Origin of the sequence: Streptomyces panaciradicis (genome assembly GCF_023516615.1) — a bacterium.
GTDB classification, from domain to species: domain Bacteria; phylum Actinomycetota; class Actinomycetes; order Streptomycetales; family Streptomycetaceae; genus Streptomyces; species Streptomyces panaciradicis.
Genome location: NZ_JAMGBF010000082.1, coordinates 23,261 through 37,131 on the forward strand (window position 1 = coordinate 23,261; position 13,871 = coordinate 37,131).

Consider the following 13,871-nt stretch of genomic DNA (forward strand, 5'->3'; position numbering starts at 1 on the left):
CGGGAACCTCCATGAACCTCCCCGTCGTACAGGCGTGTCTGACCGAGACCGACCTGACGCGGATCCACCGCGCCGTCTCCTACGTCGCCGGCCACGACACCCACCAGGTCCTGGCCGAGCTGCTGCCCGGCCTGACCCCCGAGGAGCGGGACGACGTCTCCCGGCACCTCGTCTTCGACCACACCGCCGTCCTCGTCTTCCCCGACTCCCTCGACGGGCTGTGCGAGGAACTGCGCCGCTGCGGGCTGCGCCCCGGCGCCGTCACCCCGAGCGTGGTCGTCCGCGACCGGCTGGCCCGGCGGCACGGCGCGGTCCTCGGCGACAGCCCCGTCGGCATCGTCCATGTCGCCGTCGAGGGACGGAGCGTGGAGATCTTCGCGCTGCCCGTGCCGCCGGGCTCCGCGCTGGAGGCGGTCGCCGCCGCCGAACGCGCCGCCGAGCACGAGGCGCACGCCGCGTTCGCGGTGACCTCACCGGGCGCCGTGGTCCCCGCCGGGCTGCGCACGCTCCTGACGGAGCGGGGCGGCGCCGCCCCGGACGGCGGCGGCTACAACGGCCACGAGGACGTGACCGTCCTGTACTTCCGCACCGCGCAGCACCGCCGCTTCGAACTGCGTCTGCCCGGACGCCACGAGCCGCTCCCCGACCCCGCCACCGCGCTCCTGGGTGTGATGACCGGCGCCTGGGCCACCCAGGCCGTCGCCGCCATGGCCGAACTGCGCCTCGCCGACCACCTCGCCGACCATCCGGGCCGCACCGCCGAGGCCCTCGCCCACCTCACCGGCGCCGACCCCGACGCACTGCGCCGGCTGCTGCGCTACCTCACCACGCTCGGCCTGCTGACCTCCGCCGACGGCACCTACCACCTCACCGAGACCGGCCGCCCCCTGCGCACCGGCGGCGAGTTCTCCCTGCATCCGCTCGCGCTGCTCTACGGCGGCCCGTTCTACGACTCCTTCGCGGGCCTCGCGCACTCCGTCCGCACCGGGCAGGAAGCTTTCGCCCACCGCCACGGACAGCACCACTTCCCCTACTTCGCCGAGCGCCCCCGGCTCGGCGCGCTCTTCCACCGGGCGATGGCGGCGAGCGCCGAGATGTTCACGCCGGTGCCCCACCTGGCCGACTTCTCCGGCGTACGGCGCGTGATCGACGTCGGCGGCGGCAACGGCGCGCTGCTCGCCCGCGTGCTGCGCGCGCACGGTCACGTGGAGGGCGTACTCCTGGAGCGGCCGGAGGCGCTGGAGGCGGCGCGAACGCACCTGGCCGCACAGGGACTCGACGGGCGCTGCACCTTCGTCACCGGCGACTTCACCGCGTCCGTGCCGGACGGCGGCGACGTCTACCTGTTGTCCCGCGTCCTGCACGACTGGGACGACGACCGCTGCCTGACGATCCTGCGCCGGTGCGCGCGGGCCATGCGCCCCGGCAGCCGGCTCCTGGTCGTGGAACGCCTGCTGCCCGAGCGGGAGGGAGCGTGGTCGACAGCCGTGGCCTGGGACGTCCACATGCTGTGCAACGTGGGTGGCCGAGAACGCACGGAAGCCCACTACCGACACCTCTTGTCGGAGGCGGGCTTCACCCTGAGGACCTCCCACGACCTCCCTCTGCAAGCATCGCTTCTCCACGCCGAGCGCGTGTAGCGCCCCGAAAGGGGCGCGGGGAACTGCGCGGCCAGCCACAACGGACCCGCACCCGGCCACGCACCGGACCCCGACGGCGACTACCCGGCCTGCCCCATCCCCGCCGCGTTCGGCCAGCTCTGCGCGTTCGGCCACCCCGTGGCGGGAGCCGGGGTCAGCCCCGGCCCGGTGGTCCCCCGCACCTGCGCGGCCGTGAGCCCACCCCGGGCCGGCACCCCCGGCGGCGTGGGCCCGGGCATGGCGGCGGCCGGCGTCATCGGTGCCGCCGCAGGCATGGGCGCGGGCGCCGGCATCGGAGCAGGAGTCGGCATCGGCGCCGGGGCGGACATCGGCATGGGAGCAGGCGCAGGCACAGGCGCAGGCATCGGCGCGGGTGTCTGCAGGGGAGGCGGCGCCTGCAGGGGAGCCGGCACCGGCTGCGGCCCCGCCTGAGCCGCCGCGGGCACCGGCATCGGCATCCCGACGCCACCCCCGCCCCCGCCCCCGGCGAAGGCCTGCGCGGCGAGCGGCAGACCGGCCCCGTTGGTCTCGCTGACCAGCCGGTCCACGGCCGCCGTACCCGAGCTGTAGCTGGTCCCGGCGCCCAGCTCGGGCACGGCGGCTCCCCTCCTGGTCCCGTAGAGCACCTGTTCCATGCCGGACACCAGGCGACGCACGTCCGTCTGGGGGCGCACCACGAGCCGCAGGAAGCGGCTGGAAGAACCGATCTTGTTGCCGCACTCGCGGACCAGGATGCGGTGCTCGGTGAGCATCCGGTCCCGGACGACGGTGCCTTCGGCGCCCACGGGAAGGCGTACGAAGAGGAAGTTGCCCTGGGAGGGGTAGACCGTCAGACCGGGCAGCGCGGAGAGCTGGCCGGCCATGTCGAGGCGGTCCCGGCGCACCTGCTGCAGGCTCTGCGCGTACTCCGCGCCGTGCTCCTTCAGCATGAACACCACGTGCTCGGCGAAGGAGTTGAGGTTCCACTTGGGCAGCATCGAGCGGACCTTGCCCGCCAGGGCGGGGTTGGCGACCAGGTAGCCGAACCGTATGCCGTGCAGGCCGAAGTTCTTGCCGAGGCTGCGCAGCACGACCACGTTCGGGCGGATCATCGCCTCCTGCACGACCGACGGCTCGGCCTCGGCGTCCGCGAACTCGAGGAAGGACTCGTCGACGACGACCAGGTCCAGGTCGGCCATCGCGTCCATGAACTGCACGAGCGACTGCTTGTGCAGATAGCCGCCGTCGGGGTTGTTCGGGTTGCAGACCACCGCGACCCGGGTGCCGCGCTTGCGGATGAACTCGGCGTACTGGGCCAGGTCCAGGGCGAAGCCGCTGGACTCCTGCAGCGGGAACATGTCGACCCGCTTGCCGGTCTCCATCGGCTGGTCGGTCCAGCGGCCGAAGGTGGGGACGGGGATGGCGAGGGACTCGCGGACCAGCAGGTGGTCGATCCAGGTGATCAGCTCGGTCGAGCCGTTGCCCATGGCCACGCACTGCGGCGGCAGCTGCAGCAGGTCGCACAACTCGGCGGTGATCGTGTCGGCGCCGCTCGGGTAGTACGTGAGGATGTCGCGGAGGCGGGCCGCCATCTCCTCGAACATGGCCGGGGTGGGGAAGTACGGATTGCAGGGGATACAGAAGTCGATCGGACCGGCACCGTCGCCGCCCTCCCGCGCCAACGCAGCCATCGACGGACTGTGGGCCGCGGTGCTGCGGAACAACGAGGTGACGTTGTCGGCCATGGAACCTCCGTATGGGGCGGACCCGCTGGGGAGGATCGGGCCCGTCGTCTTTGGGTGGCCCGCGCGGGGGAGCACGGGCCGCACCTAGATACGGGGGCGGCGGAGGCCGTGTTCAACTCCCGTCGAAACCTTGCGAAGCGTCCGGGCGTTGGCCAACCGGCGCCCGCACCGGCCCCGTTCGACCCTTCACGCGGGACCTGACGGCCTATGCCCGCAGGTCGCGCCCGCGGACACCATGGAGGGGTGATGCCGTCGCTTCGCGTCACGTTTCCGAACGCCGATCGAAATATCGAACACTTGGAAGGGTGGCCGACTGATGAAGCCCGAACTCTGCGTCGTGGGGGTCGACTTCGGCACGCTGTCGGGCCGGGCGGTGGTGGTGCGGGTCGGCGACGGCGCGGAACTGGCGTCGGCGGAACACCCCTACACGCACGCCGTGCTGGACCGGGAACTGCCCGACGGCACGCCGCTGCCCGCAAACTGGGCGCTTCAGGTGCCGGCCGACTGGATCGACGTACTGCGCACCGCCGTACCCCGGGCGCTGGCGGCGGCGGGGGTGCGGCCGGAGCAGGTGATCGGGATCGGCACGGACTTCACCGCCTGCACGGTGCTGCCCGCACTGGCCGACGGCACCCCGCTGTGCGAACTGCCCGGCCTCGCCGGCCGCGCGCACGCCTATCCCAAGCTGTGGAAGCACCACGCGGCGCAGGGACAGGCGGACCGGATCAACGCGCTGGCCGCTGAGCGCAAGGAGCCGTGGCTGGAGCGGTACGGCGGCAGGATCTCCTCGGAGTGGGAGTTCGCCAAGGCGTTGCAGGTGCTGGAGGAGGACCCGGAGGTCTACCGGCGCACCGAGCGGTGGCTGGAGGCGGCGGACTGGATCGTGTGGCGGCTGTGCGGCACGTACGTCCGCAACGCCTGCACCGCCGGGTACAAGGGCCAGTACCAGGACGGCCGGTATCCCTCCCGCGAGTATCTGGCCGCCCTGCACCCGGACTTCGCGGGCTTCGTCGCCGACAAGCTGGACCAGCCCATCGGCCGGCTCGGCGACCGGGCGGGCGGCCTGACGGCCGAGGCGGCGTCCTGGACGGGGCTGCCGGAGGGCATCGCCGTCTGCGTCGGCAACGTCGACGCGCATGTCACCGCCCCGGCGGCGACGGCGGTGGAGCCGGGCCGGATGGTCGCCATCATGGGCACCTCCACCTGCCACGTCATGAGCTCCGACCGGTACGGCACCGTGCCGGGGATGTGCGGGATCGTCGACGGCGGCATCCTGCCGGGCCTGTGGGGCTACGAGGCGGGGCAGAGCGGGGTCGGTGACATCTTCGCCTGGTTCGTGCGCACCGGCTTCCCCGCCGCCTACGCCGAGCGGGCCGCCGAGGCCGGGCAGGACCCGCACGCGTACCTGACCGCGCTCGCCGCCCGGCAGCAGGTCGGCGCACACGGGCTGGTGGCCCTGGACTGGCACAGCGGCAACCGCTCGGTGCTGGTCGACCACGACCTCAGCGGCGTCGTCGTGGGCCAGACGCTGGCCACCCGCCCCGAGGACGTCTACCGCGCCCTGCTGGAGGCGACCGCGTTCGGCACCCGCACCATCGTCGAGGCCTTCGAGTCGGCGGGCGTTCCGGTCAAGGAGCTGATCATCGCGGGCGGGCTGACCAAGAACGCCCTGCTGATGCAGATCTACGCCGACGTCACCCGCCGCCCGCTGAGCGTCATCGCCTCCGCCCAGGGACCGGCGCTCGGCGCGGCCCTGCACGCCGCCGTCGCCGCGGGCGCCTACGCCGACATCACCGCCGCCGCCCACGCCATGGGCAAGGCCGACCGCGGCGTCCACCTTCCCGACCCCGGCCGGGCGGCGGTCTACGACCGCCTCTACGCCGAGTACCGCACCCTGCACGACTACTTCGGCCGCGGCGCCAACGACGTCATGCACCGTCTGCGCCGCATCCGCACCGAAGCCTCCTGACGAACCGATCTCCCCGAAGGGAAGCGTCATGACCGCACCGAACGAGACCTGCCGGCCTCAGGAGATCTGGTTCCTCACCGGCAGCCAGAGCCTCTACGGCGAGGACACCCTGAAGCAGGTCGCCGACCAGTCCCGCCGGATCGCCGGCATCCTCGACGAGTCGCCGAAGATACGCGCCCGGATCGTGTGGAAGCCGGTCCTCGCCGACGCCGAGTCCATCCGCCGGCTGTGCCAGGAGGCCAACGCCTCCGACACCTGCACGGGCGTGATCGTGTGGATGCACACCTTCTCCCCGGCCAAGATGTGGATCGGCGGACTCGGCGTCCTGGACCGGCCCGTGCTGCACCTGCACACCCAGTTCAACCTGTCGCTGCCCTGGTCGAGCATCGACATGGACTTCATGAACCTCAACCAGGCCGCCCACGGCGACCGGGAGTTCGCGCACATCGAGGCCCGGCTCGGCGTACCCCGCAAGATCGTCGCGGGGCACGTCACCGAGCCCCGGGTGATCGCCCGTGTCGCCGCCTGGTCCCGCGCCGCGGCCGGCCGGCAGGCCGCCCGCACCCTGCGCCTGGCCCGCTTCGGCGACAACATGCGCGACGTCGCCGTCACCGAGGGCGACAAGGTCGAGGCGGAGCTGCGCTTCGGCTACTCCGTGAACACCTACGCCGTCAACGACCTGGTCGCGCTCGTCGACGAGGTCGAGGACAAGGCGGCCGCCGAACTCGCCGCCGAGTACGCGGAGTCGTACGACGTGGTGCCCATCCTGCGTCCCGACGGCCCCCGCCATGACTCCCTGGTGTACGAGGCCCGGGTCGAACTCGCCCTGCGAGCCTTCCTGCTGGACGGCGGATTCACCGCGTTCACCACCAACTTCGAGGACCTCGGCGGCCTGCGGCAGCTGCCCGGACTGGCCGTGCAGCGGCTGATGGCCGACGGCTACGGCTTCGGCGCCGAGGGCGACTGGAAGACCTCCGCGCTGCTGCGCACCATGAAGGTCATGGGTGCCGGCCGGCACGGCGGCACCACCTTCATGGAGGACTACACCTACCACCTGGGTCCCGGCACCCCGCGCATCCTCGGCGCCCACATGCTGGAGGTCTGCCCGTCCGTCGCCGCCGGCCGCCCCCGCCTCGAGATCCACCCGCTGTCCATCGGCGGCCGCGAGGACCCCGTCCGGCTGATCTTCGACGCGGCGCCCGGCCCGGCCGTGGTCGTCGGCCTGTGCGACCTCGGCGACCGCTTCCGGCTCACCGCCAACACCGTCGACGTCATGGCCAGTGAACCGCTGCCCTATCTGCCGGTCGCGCGGGCCGTGTGGGTGCCGCGTCCCTCGCTGGCCGAGTCGGCCGAGAGCTGGCTGCTGGCCGGCGCCCCGCACCACACCGTGCTCAGCTCCGCCGTGGACCTGGAGACCCTCACCGACTACGCCGCCATGGCCGACGTCGAGCTGCTCACCATCGACGAGCACACCACCTCGGACCAGCTGGCCAAGGAGATCCGCTGGAACTCCGCCTCCTACCGCCTCGCCCACCGGAGCCGGCCATGAGCACCCATGTCCGCGACGCCCTGCGCCAGGAGGTCCTGGAGGCCAACCTCGCCATCCCACGGGCCGGCCTCGCGACCCTGACCTGGGGCAATGTCAGCGGGGTCGACCGGGAGGCGGGGGTCTTCGTCATCAAGCCGTCCGGAGTGCCGTACGAGGAGCTCAAAGCGGACGACCTGGTGACGGTACGGCTGTCCGACGGGGCCGTCGTCGACGGCCGGCTGCGCCCCTCCACCGACACCGAGACCCACCGCTGCCTCTACCTGGCGTTCCCCTCCGTCGGAGGCGTCACCCACACCCACTCCACCCACGCGGTGGCCTTCGCCCAGGCCCGCCGGGACATCCCCGTCCTCGGCACCACGCACGCGGACACCTTCAACGGGCCCGTCCCGTGCACGCCCGACCTCACCCCCGAGCAGTGCGCGAAGGACTACGAGTACAACACCGGCCGGATCATCGTCGACCTGCTCGACGGCGACGACGAGCGGGCCGTCGAGGTCCCCGGCGTGCTGGTCGCCAACCACGGGCCGTTCACCTGGGGCGCGAGTGCCCGCAAGTCCGTGGAGCACGCGATCATCTGCGAGGCCGTCGCCGACATGGCGATCCACACCATGGCGCTGGCCGCCACGGCACCGCCGCCGCGCCATCTGCTCGACCGCCACTACACCCGCAAGCACGGCCCGGGCGCCTACTACGGCAACTGACCGTCCGGACAACGCGGAAGGCGGCCCGTGCGCACAGCACAGGCCGCCTTCTCACCAGCGGACGCGGATCAGCAGCCGAAGGTGTGGATGGTGCTCGTCCGGTACGTCTGCCCGGGACGCAGCACCGTCGACGGGAAGTTCGGGTGGTTCGGCGCGTCCGGGAAGTGCTGGGTCTCCAGGCACAGCGCGTCACCCTGGCGGTAGGTGTGGCCGCCGGTGCCGGTGAGCGTGCCGTCCAGGAAGTTGCCGGAGTAGAACTGCAGGCCCGGCTGGTCGGTGGCGATCTTCAGGGTGCGGCCGGAGCGCGGGTCGCGCAGGGTCGCGACGTGCTCGGGCTTCGCGGTGATGCCCTTGTCCAGGACCCAGTTGTGGTCGTAGCCCTTGGCCTGCACCTGCTGGACGTGGCCGGCGCGGATGTCCCGGCCGATCGACTTGGTCTTGCGGAAGTCGAAGGGCGTGCCGGCCACCTTCGCCAGCTCACCGGTCGGGATCAGACCCGAGTCGGTGGGCGTGTACCGGCCCGCGGCGATCGACAGCTCGTGGTCCTCGATCGTGCCGGTGCCCTCGCCGCCGAGGTTCCAGTAGACGTGGCTGGTGAGGTTGACGACGGTGGCCTTGTCGGTGGTGGCCTCGTAGTCGATGCGCCAGTCGCCGTGCTTGGTGAGGGTGTACGTCACCTTCGCCCTGAGCGTGCCCGGGTAGCCCATCTCGCCGTCGACGGACGTGTAGTGCAGGTGGAGGCCGACGTCGGAGCCCTTGGTGAACGGCTCGACGTCCCAGATGTGCTTGTCGAAGCCCTGCTTGCCGCCGTGCAGGCTGTTGTCGCCGTCGTTCACGGACAGCTGGTAGCTCTTGCCGTCCAGGGTGAACTGGCCCTTGGCTATGCGGTTGCCGTAGCGGCCGATCAGCGCGCCGAAGTACGGGGTCTTCGCCACGTAGTCGTCGATGTTGTCGAAGCCGAGGGAGACGTTGGCGTAGTGGCCCTTGCGGTCCGGGATCTCCAGGCCCTGGACGACACCGCCCCAGTTGAGGACCCTCAGCCGCGTGCCGCCGTTCTCCAGCGACCAGCGGTAGACCTTGGTGCCGTCGGCGAGCTTGCCGAAGAGCTCCTTCACCGGCTTCCTGCCTCCCGAGGCGGCCTCGGCGCTGCCTGTGCCGAGGGTGGTCGCGGCGATGCCCGCCGCCGCGGCTCCTGCGATGACCGTGCGTCTGTTCAGTTCCATGTTGCGGCTCCCGTAAAGGGGTGGGGCCCCGCCTTGCGACGGGGCCCGAGCTGACTACGAACCGGACTTGCGCTTGTTCCAGACATCGAAACCGACCGCGGCCAACAGGGCCAGGCCCTTGATGACCTGCTGCCAGTCGGTGCCGACGCCGAGGAGATTCATGCCGTTGTTCAGCACGCCGAGGACGAGACCACCGATGATCGCGCCGATGACGGTACCGATACCGCCGCTCATGGACGCACCACCGATGAACGACGAGGCGATGGCCTCGAGTTCGAAGTTCAGTCCCGCCTTCGGAGACGCCGCGTTCAGACGGGAGGCGACCACCAGACCCGCCAGGGCCGCGAGCACGCCCATGTTCAGGAAGACATAGAAGGTGACCTTCTTGTCCTTCACGCCGGACAGCTTGGCCGCCGGCAGGTTGCCGCCGATCGCGTAGATGTGGCGGCCGAAGACGGAGTTGCGCATGACGTAGCCGTAACCGACCACCAGGACACCGAGGATGATCAGCACGATCGGTGCGCCGTTGTAGCTGGCGAGGGTCAGCGTCAGCCAGATGATCGCGCCGACCTGGGCGGCGAGCAGACCGTAGAACAGGCCCTTGGGCTGTACGTCGAGCGAGAACTCCTGCTGCCTGCGCCGGGCCCGGACCGCCTGCCACACCACCGAGGCGGCCAGGACGATGCCGAGCAGCAGCGTGATGTTGTGGTAGTTGGTGTTCGGGCCGACCGCGGGCAGGAAGCCGTTGCCGATCTTCTGCAGACCGTTCGGGAACGGGCCGAGGGTCTGGCCCTTCAGCAGGATCTCCGTCAGACCGCGGAAGAGCAGCATGCCGGCGAGCGTCACGATGAACGAGGGGATGCCGCCGTAGGCGATCAGGAAGCCCTGGATGCTGCCCGCGACCGCGCCCATCAGCAGGCACAGCACCAACGCCACGGGCCACGCCACATGATGACTGACCGTCAGGACGGCCGCGAAGGCCCCGATGAACGCCGTGAGCGAGCCGACCGACAGGTCGATGTGCCCGGCGATGATCACCAGCATCATGCCGATCGCGAGGATCAGGATGTAGCTGTTCTGCAGGACCAGGTTCGAGACGTTGCGCGGCAGCAGCAGATCCCCGCCGGTCCAGAACTGGAAGAGCACGACGATCAGCAGCAGCGCGATCAGCATGCCGTACTGGCGCCGGTTCTGGGCTATGAAGCCGAAGACCACCTGCACGAAGTTGCGGCCGCCGGACGGGCTTCCGCCGCCGGGCGGTGCCGCCGCCGGCGTCTTGTCGGTGACGTCCGTGCTCATCGGGTTACCTCTTTGTCCTTCGTCATCTGGCGCATCAGCACTTCCTGCGTGGCCTCGGCCCGCTCCACCTCGCCGGTCAGCCGGCCCGCGGCCATCGTGTAGATGCGGTCGCACATGCCGAGCAGCTCGGGCAGCTCGGAGGAGATGAAGACGACCGCCTTGCCCTCGGCCGCCAGCCGGTCGATGACCGTGTAGATCTCGTACTTGGCGCCCACGTCGATACCGCGCGTGGGCTCGTCCAGGATCAGCACGTCCGGACCCGCGAAGATCCACTTGCTGAGGACGACCTTCTGCTGGTTGCCGCCGGACAGCTTGCCCACCGGCTCGAAGACGGTCGGCGCCTTGATGTTCATGGACTTGCGGAAGCCCTCGGCGACCTGCCGCTCCTCGTGCTCGTCGACCACACCCCGCTTGGCGACCTTGGCCAGCGCGCTCAGCGAGATGTTCCGGTTGACGGTGTCGATGAGGTTGAGCCCGTAGTGCTTGCGGTCCTCGGTGACGTACGCGATGCCGTGCCCGACCGCCTCCGAGACGGTCTTGGTACGGATCTCCTTGCCGTCCTTGAGGACCGTGCCGCCCGCGTGCCGGCCGTAGGTGCGCCCGAACACGCTCATCGCGAGCTCGGTGCGGCCGGCGCCCATCAGGCCCGCGATGCCCACGATCTCCCCGCGCCGGACGTTGATCGACACGTCGTCGACGACCTTGCGGGCCTGGTCGATGGGGTGGTGCACCGTCCAGTTGCGGATCTCCAGCGCGGGTGCCGCGTCCCGCTCGCCCTCGTACGCAGTGCGGTCGGGGAAGCGGTGGTCGAGGTCGCGGCCGACCATGCCGGAGATGATCCGGTCCTCGGTCGTCTCCGCGGCCTTCACGTCGAGCGTCTCGATGGTCCGCCCGTCGCGCAGGATCGTCACCGAGTCCGCCACCCGGCGGATCTCGTTCAGCTTGTGGGAGATGATGATCGAGGTGATGCCCTGGTTCTTCAACTCCAGGATCAGATCCAGGAGTTTGCCGCTGTCCTCGTCGTTCAGGGCAGCGGTCGGCTCGTCCAGGATGAGCAGCTTCACCTTCTTCGACAGCGCCTTGGCGATCTCCACCAGCTGCTGCTTGCCCACGCCGATGTCGGCGACGCGGGTCTCCGGGTGGTCGCTGAGACCCACCCGGCGCAGCAGTTCGCTGGCGTGCTTGAGCGTCTCCCGCCAGTCGATGAACCCGCCCGAGGCGTGCTCGTTGCCGAGGAAGATGTTCTCCGCGATGGACAGGAAGGGCACCAGGGCCAGCTCCTGGTGGATGATCACGATGCCGTGATCCTCACTGGCCCGGATGTCCTTGAACTCGCAGACCTCTCCCTCGAAGAGGATCTCGCCCTCGTAGGTGCCGTGCGGATGGACACCGGAGAGCACCTTCATCAGGGTGGACTTGCCGGCGCCGTTCTCTCCGCAGATGGCGTGGACCTCGCCCTGGCGGACTGTCAGTGTGACGTCCGACAGCGCCTTGACACCGGGAAAGGTCTTGACGATAGAGCGCATTTCCAGGACGGGTCCCGCCATGGTCGTGCCTTCCAATCAGTAGGGGGCGGCGGTTACTTGAGTTCGGCGTCGGTGTAGTAGCCGCCCTTGACCAGGACGTCCTCGTAGTTGGTCTTGTCGACGCTCACCGGCTGCAGCAGGTAGGCGGGGACAACCTTGCTGCCGTTGTTGTAGGTCTTCGTGTCGTTGACCTGCGGCGTCTTCTTGTTCAGGACGTCGTCGACCATGGTCGCGGCGACCTCGGCGAGCTTGCGGGTGTCCTTGTAGACGGTCTGCGTCTGCTGGCCCGCGATGATCGACTTCACCGAGGCGAGCTCGGCGTCCTGGCCGGTGATGACCGGCAGCTTCTGCTTGGCGGTGCCGTAGCCGTCCGACTTCAGCGCGGCGAGGATGCCGATGGAGATGCCGTCGTACGGCGAGAGGACCGCGTCGACCTTGGCGCTGGAGTACGTGGAGGTGAGGATGTCCTCCATGCGCTTCTGGGCGGTGGCGCCGTCCCAGCGCAGGGTGGTGACCTGGTTGAGCGCGGTCTGCTTGGACTTGACCACCAGCTCCTTCTTGTCGATGTACGGCTGGAGCACGCTCATCGCACCGTTGAAGAAGTACTTGGTGTTGTTGTCGTCGTTCGAACCGGCGAACAGCTCGATGTTGAACGGGCCCTTCTTGCCCTTGTCCAGGCCGAGCTTCTGCACGATGTACGTGCCCTGCAGCACGCCGACCTTCTCGTTGTCGAACGAGGCGTAGTAGTCGACGTTCTTGGTGCCCAGGATGAGACGGTCGTAGGCGATGACCGGGATGTGGGCGGAGGCGGCCTCCTGAAGCACGTTGTTCAGGGACTTGTTGTCGATGGCCGCGATGATCAGGCCCTTGACGCCCTGCGTGATCAGGTTCTCGATCTGCGAGACCTGGGTGTCCGGGTCGTCCTCGCCGTAGACCAGCTTGGTCTTGTAGCCCTTGGACTCAAGGTTCTTGACGACGTTCTTGCCGTCGGCGATCCAGCGCTCGGAGGACTTGGTCGGCATCGCGATGCCGATCGTGCCGCCCTTGGAGCTGTCGGCCTTCTCCTTGCTGCCGCCGGAACTGCTCTGCCCGCAGGCGGACAGGGTGAGGGCGAGGGACGCGGCTCCGGCTATCGCGGTGAGGGCTGCTCTGCGGTTGCGCATGGGTCATCCATCCTTGGGTTTCTCGTCGTTGAGAGGGGTCAGGCTTCGGTGGGGAAGCGGTTGAGCGGTCCGGGCAGCCGGGAGCCGAGCGGCGCCATGTCGCCGTCCGCACCGTGCCGGGCGAGCAGGTCGAGAGCGAGACGGCCGCGCCGCACCCGCTCCCGGGCGGTGTCCAGGGTCACGTCCCGCAGGTGGGTGCCCCACGGGTAGATGCCGGGAGCCTTGGACAGACCGAACTTCAGGTAGAGCGGTGCGCCACGCCGGATCAGCTCGGCGACCTCGTACATCCGGATGTAGCCGCCGAGGTCGTCGGGGGCCTCGATGTACATGTCCATGGGAGCGGCGGAGACCCGCCGGATCTCGGTGAGGTGATCCAGCGTCAGGTCGCTGGGCACGTTGAGGGAGTCGGCGCCGAGCCGCTCGTACACCGCGTACGAGGCGGGGTTGACGGGACCGATCAGCGCCGAGACCTTCAGGGTGGTGTTGGCCGGGATGATGCCGGCCTCGCGGGCCCGGTGCAGCGTCCACAGCACGCCCTCGTCGGCGACGAGGAGGCACTTGACGCCCAACTCCGTGGCGCGGACGGCGTCCTCGACACAGCCGGCGACGGCGTCGTGGCCGCGTGCGCGCAGTCCGGCCCCCCGCGAGTCGGACCGTACGGAGCCGCCGATGTCCCAGGTGCCGCGCGGCCCGGTGAACAGGCACAGTTCGATGTCGCGCTCGCCGGTCGCCTCGACCATCTCGGTGATCTCGGCGTCGCTCAGCATCCACACCCCGCTGCCCTGGCTGATCCGGTGGATCGGCACGTCCAGGCGCGAGGACTCCTTCAGGACGACGGCCAGCGCTTCGGGGCCCTCGCACGAGGGGATCTCGGTGCGCCACTTGCCGCCGCCGGGGAAGGTGTGCGGGGAGGCGTCGGCGGGGTCGGGGGCGGGCGCGCCCATGCCGAGGGCCGAGAGCACCTGCTCACCGGGTCGGCGGGCCGCCGTGGCGGAAGCGTCGGTCGTCACAAGCTGTCCTTCGTGTTCGATATTTCGGACGAGGTTCGCGGCTCAAGTCATGGGGGGCTTGGGTGTG

At 70.1% G+C, this 13,871-nt stretch carries 10 protein-coding genes; 4 read left to right on the top strand and 6 right to left on the bottom strand.

Annotated features, from left to right (window positions below):
- The first annotated feature begins 11 nt into the window (after window positions 1-11).
- The gene (locus M8J74_RS25675) at window positions 12-1,640 is read left to right on the top strand and encodes a methyltransferase (RefSeq protein WP_249838718.1); all 1,629 of its coding nucleotides are present in this window, start codon (window positions 12-14) and stop codon (window positions 1,638-1,640) included.
- 80 nt (window positions 1,641-1,720) lie between these two features.
- On the opposite strand, the gene M8J74_RS25680 is transcribed toward M8J74_RS25675, so the two are convergent.
- Window positions 1,721-3,364 (bottom strand): pyridoxal phosphate-dependent aminotransferase, encoded by a 1,644-nt coding sequence (locus M8J74_RS25680; protein WP_249838719.1) that lies wholly within the window; start codon window positions 3,362-3,364, stop codon window positions 1,721-1,723.
- A gap of 316 nt (window positions 3,365-3,680) precedes the next feature.
- Between M8J74_RS25680 and araB the strand changes: the two genes are divergently transcribed.
- From araB to araD, 3 genes are read left to right on the top strand one after another with little or no spacing between them, the layout of a single operon-like run.
- Complete coding sequence (gene araB / locus M8J74_RS25685) at window positions 3,681-5,333, top strand: ribulokinase (RefSeq protein ID WP_249838720.1); 1,653 nt, start codon at window positions 3,681-3,683, stop codon at window positions 5,331-5,333.
- Window positions 5,334-5,361: 28 nt separating this feature from the next.
- Entirely contained in the window at window positions 5,362-6,882 is a 1,521-nt protein-coding gene (gene araA, locus M8J74_RS25690) for an L-arabinose isomerase (protein WP_249838721.1), read from the top strand.
- A complete protein-coding gene (gene araD / locus M8J74_RS25695) occupies window positions 6,879-7,583 on the top strand; it encodes an L-ribulose-5-phosphate 4-epimerase AraD (RefSeq protein WP_249838722.1) in 705 nt (234 codons plus the stop codon). Before araA ends, araD begins: the two co-directional genes overlap by 4 nt.
- A 68-nt stretch (window positions 7,584-7,651) precedes the next feature.
- Here araD and M8J74_RS25700 read toward each other — a convergent pair whose 3' ends face one another.
- Genes M8J74_RS25700 through M8J74_RS25720 form a run of 5 tightly spaced genes read right to left on the bottom strand, consistent with a single transcriptional unit; the run spans window position 7,652 to window position 13,804 of the window.
- Window positions 7,652-8,806, bottom strand: coding sequence for an aldose epimerase family protein (locus tag M8J74_RS25700; RefSeq protein WP_249838723.1), 1,155 nt, complete (start codon window positions 8,804-8,806; stop codon window positions 7,652-7,654).
- Window positions 8,807-8,860: 54 nt separating this feature from the next.
- Entirely contained in the window at window positions 8,861-10,105 is a 1,245-nt protein-coding gene (mmsB, locus tag M8J74_RS25705; RefSeq protein WP_249838724.1) for a multiple monosaccharide ABC transporter permease, read from the bottom strand.
- Window positions 10,102-11,652 (bottom strand): multiple monosaccharide ABC transporter ATP-binding protein, encoded by a 1,551-nt coding sequence (gene mmsA, locus M8J74_RS25710; RefSeq protein WP_058925507.1) that lies wholly within the window; start codon window positions 11,650-11,652, stop codon window positions 10,102-10,104. Before mmsA ends, mmsB begins: the two co-directional genes overlap by 4 nt.
- Before the next feature lie 32 nt (window positions 11,653-11,684).
- Window positions 11,685-12,794: a multiple monosaccharide ABC transporter substrate-binding protein gene (gene chvE / locus M8J74_RS25715; protein WP_249838725.1), complete on the bottom strand. Its 1,110-nt coding sequence runs from the start codon at window positions 12,792-12,794 to the stop codon at window positions 11,685-11,687.
- Window positions 12,795-12,832: 38 nt separating this feature from the next.
- Window positions 12,833-13,804 carry a hypothetical protein gene (locus M8J74_RS25720; protein WP_249838726.1) on the bottom strand — a complete coding sequence of 324 codons (972 nt, stop codon included), beginning with the start codon at window positions 13,802-13,804 and terminating at the stop codon, window positions 12,833-12,835.
- Window positions 13,805-13,871 lie beyond the last annotated feature (67 nt).

Excerpts from the sequence above, each read along its gene's own strand:
- M8J74_RS25675 (WP_249838718.1), top strand. The coding sequence starts at position 12 with ATGAACCTCCCCGTCGTACAGGCGTGTCTGACCGAGACCGACCTGACG.
- M8J74_RS25680 (WP_249838719.1), bottom strand. The coding sequence starts at position 3,364 with ATGGCCGACAACGTCACCTCGTTGTTCCGCAGCACCGCGGCCCACAGT.
- araB (WP_249838720.1), top strand. The coding sequence starts at position 3,681 with ATGAAGCCCGAACTCTGCGTCGTGGGGGTCGACTTCGGCACGCTGTCG.
- araA (WP_249838721.1), top strand. The coding sequence starts at position 5,362 with ATGACCGCACCGAACGAGACCTGCCGGCCTCAGGAGATCTGGTTCCTC.
- araD (WP_249838722.1), top strand. The coding sequence starts at position 6,879 with ATGAGCACCCATGTCCGCGACGCCCTGCGCCAGGAGGTCCTGGAGGCC.
- M8J74_RS25700 (WP_249838723.1), bottom strand. The coding sequence starts at position 8,806 with ATGGAACTGAACAGACGCACGGTCATCGCAGGAGCCGCGGCGGCGGGC.
- mmsB (WP_249838724.1), bottom strand. The coding sequence starts at position 10,105 with ATGAGCACGGACGTCACCGACAAGACGCCGGCGGCGGCACCGCCCGGC.
- mmsA (WP_058925507.1), bottom strand. The coding sequence starts at position 11,652 with ATGGCGGGACCCGTCCTGGAAATGCGCTCTATCGTCAAGACCTTTCCC.
- chvE (WP_249838725.1), bottom strand. The coding sequence starts at position 12,794 with ATGCGCAACCGCAGAGCAGCCCTCACCGCGATAGCCGGAGCCGCGTCC.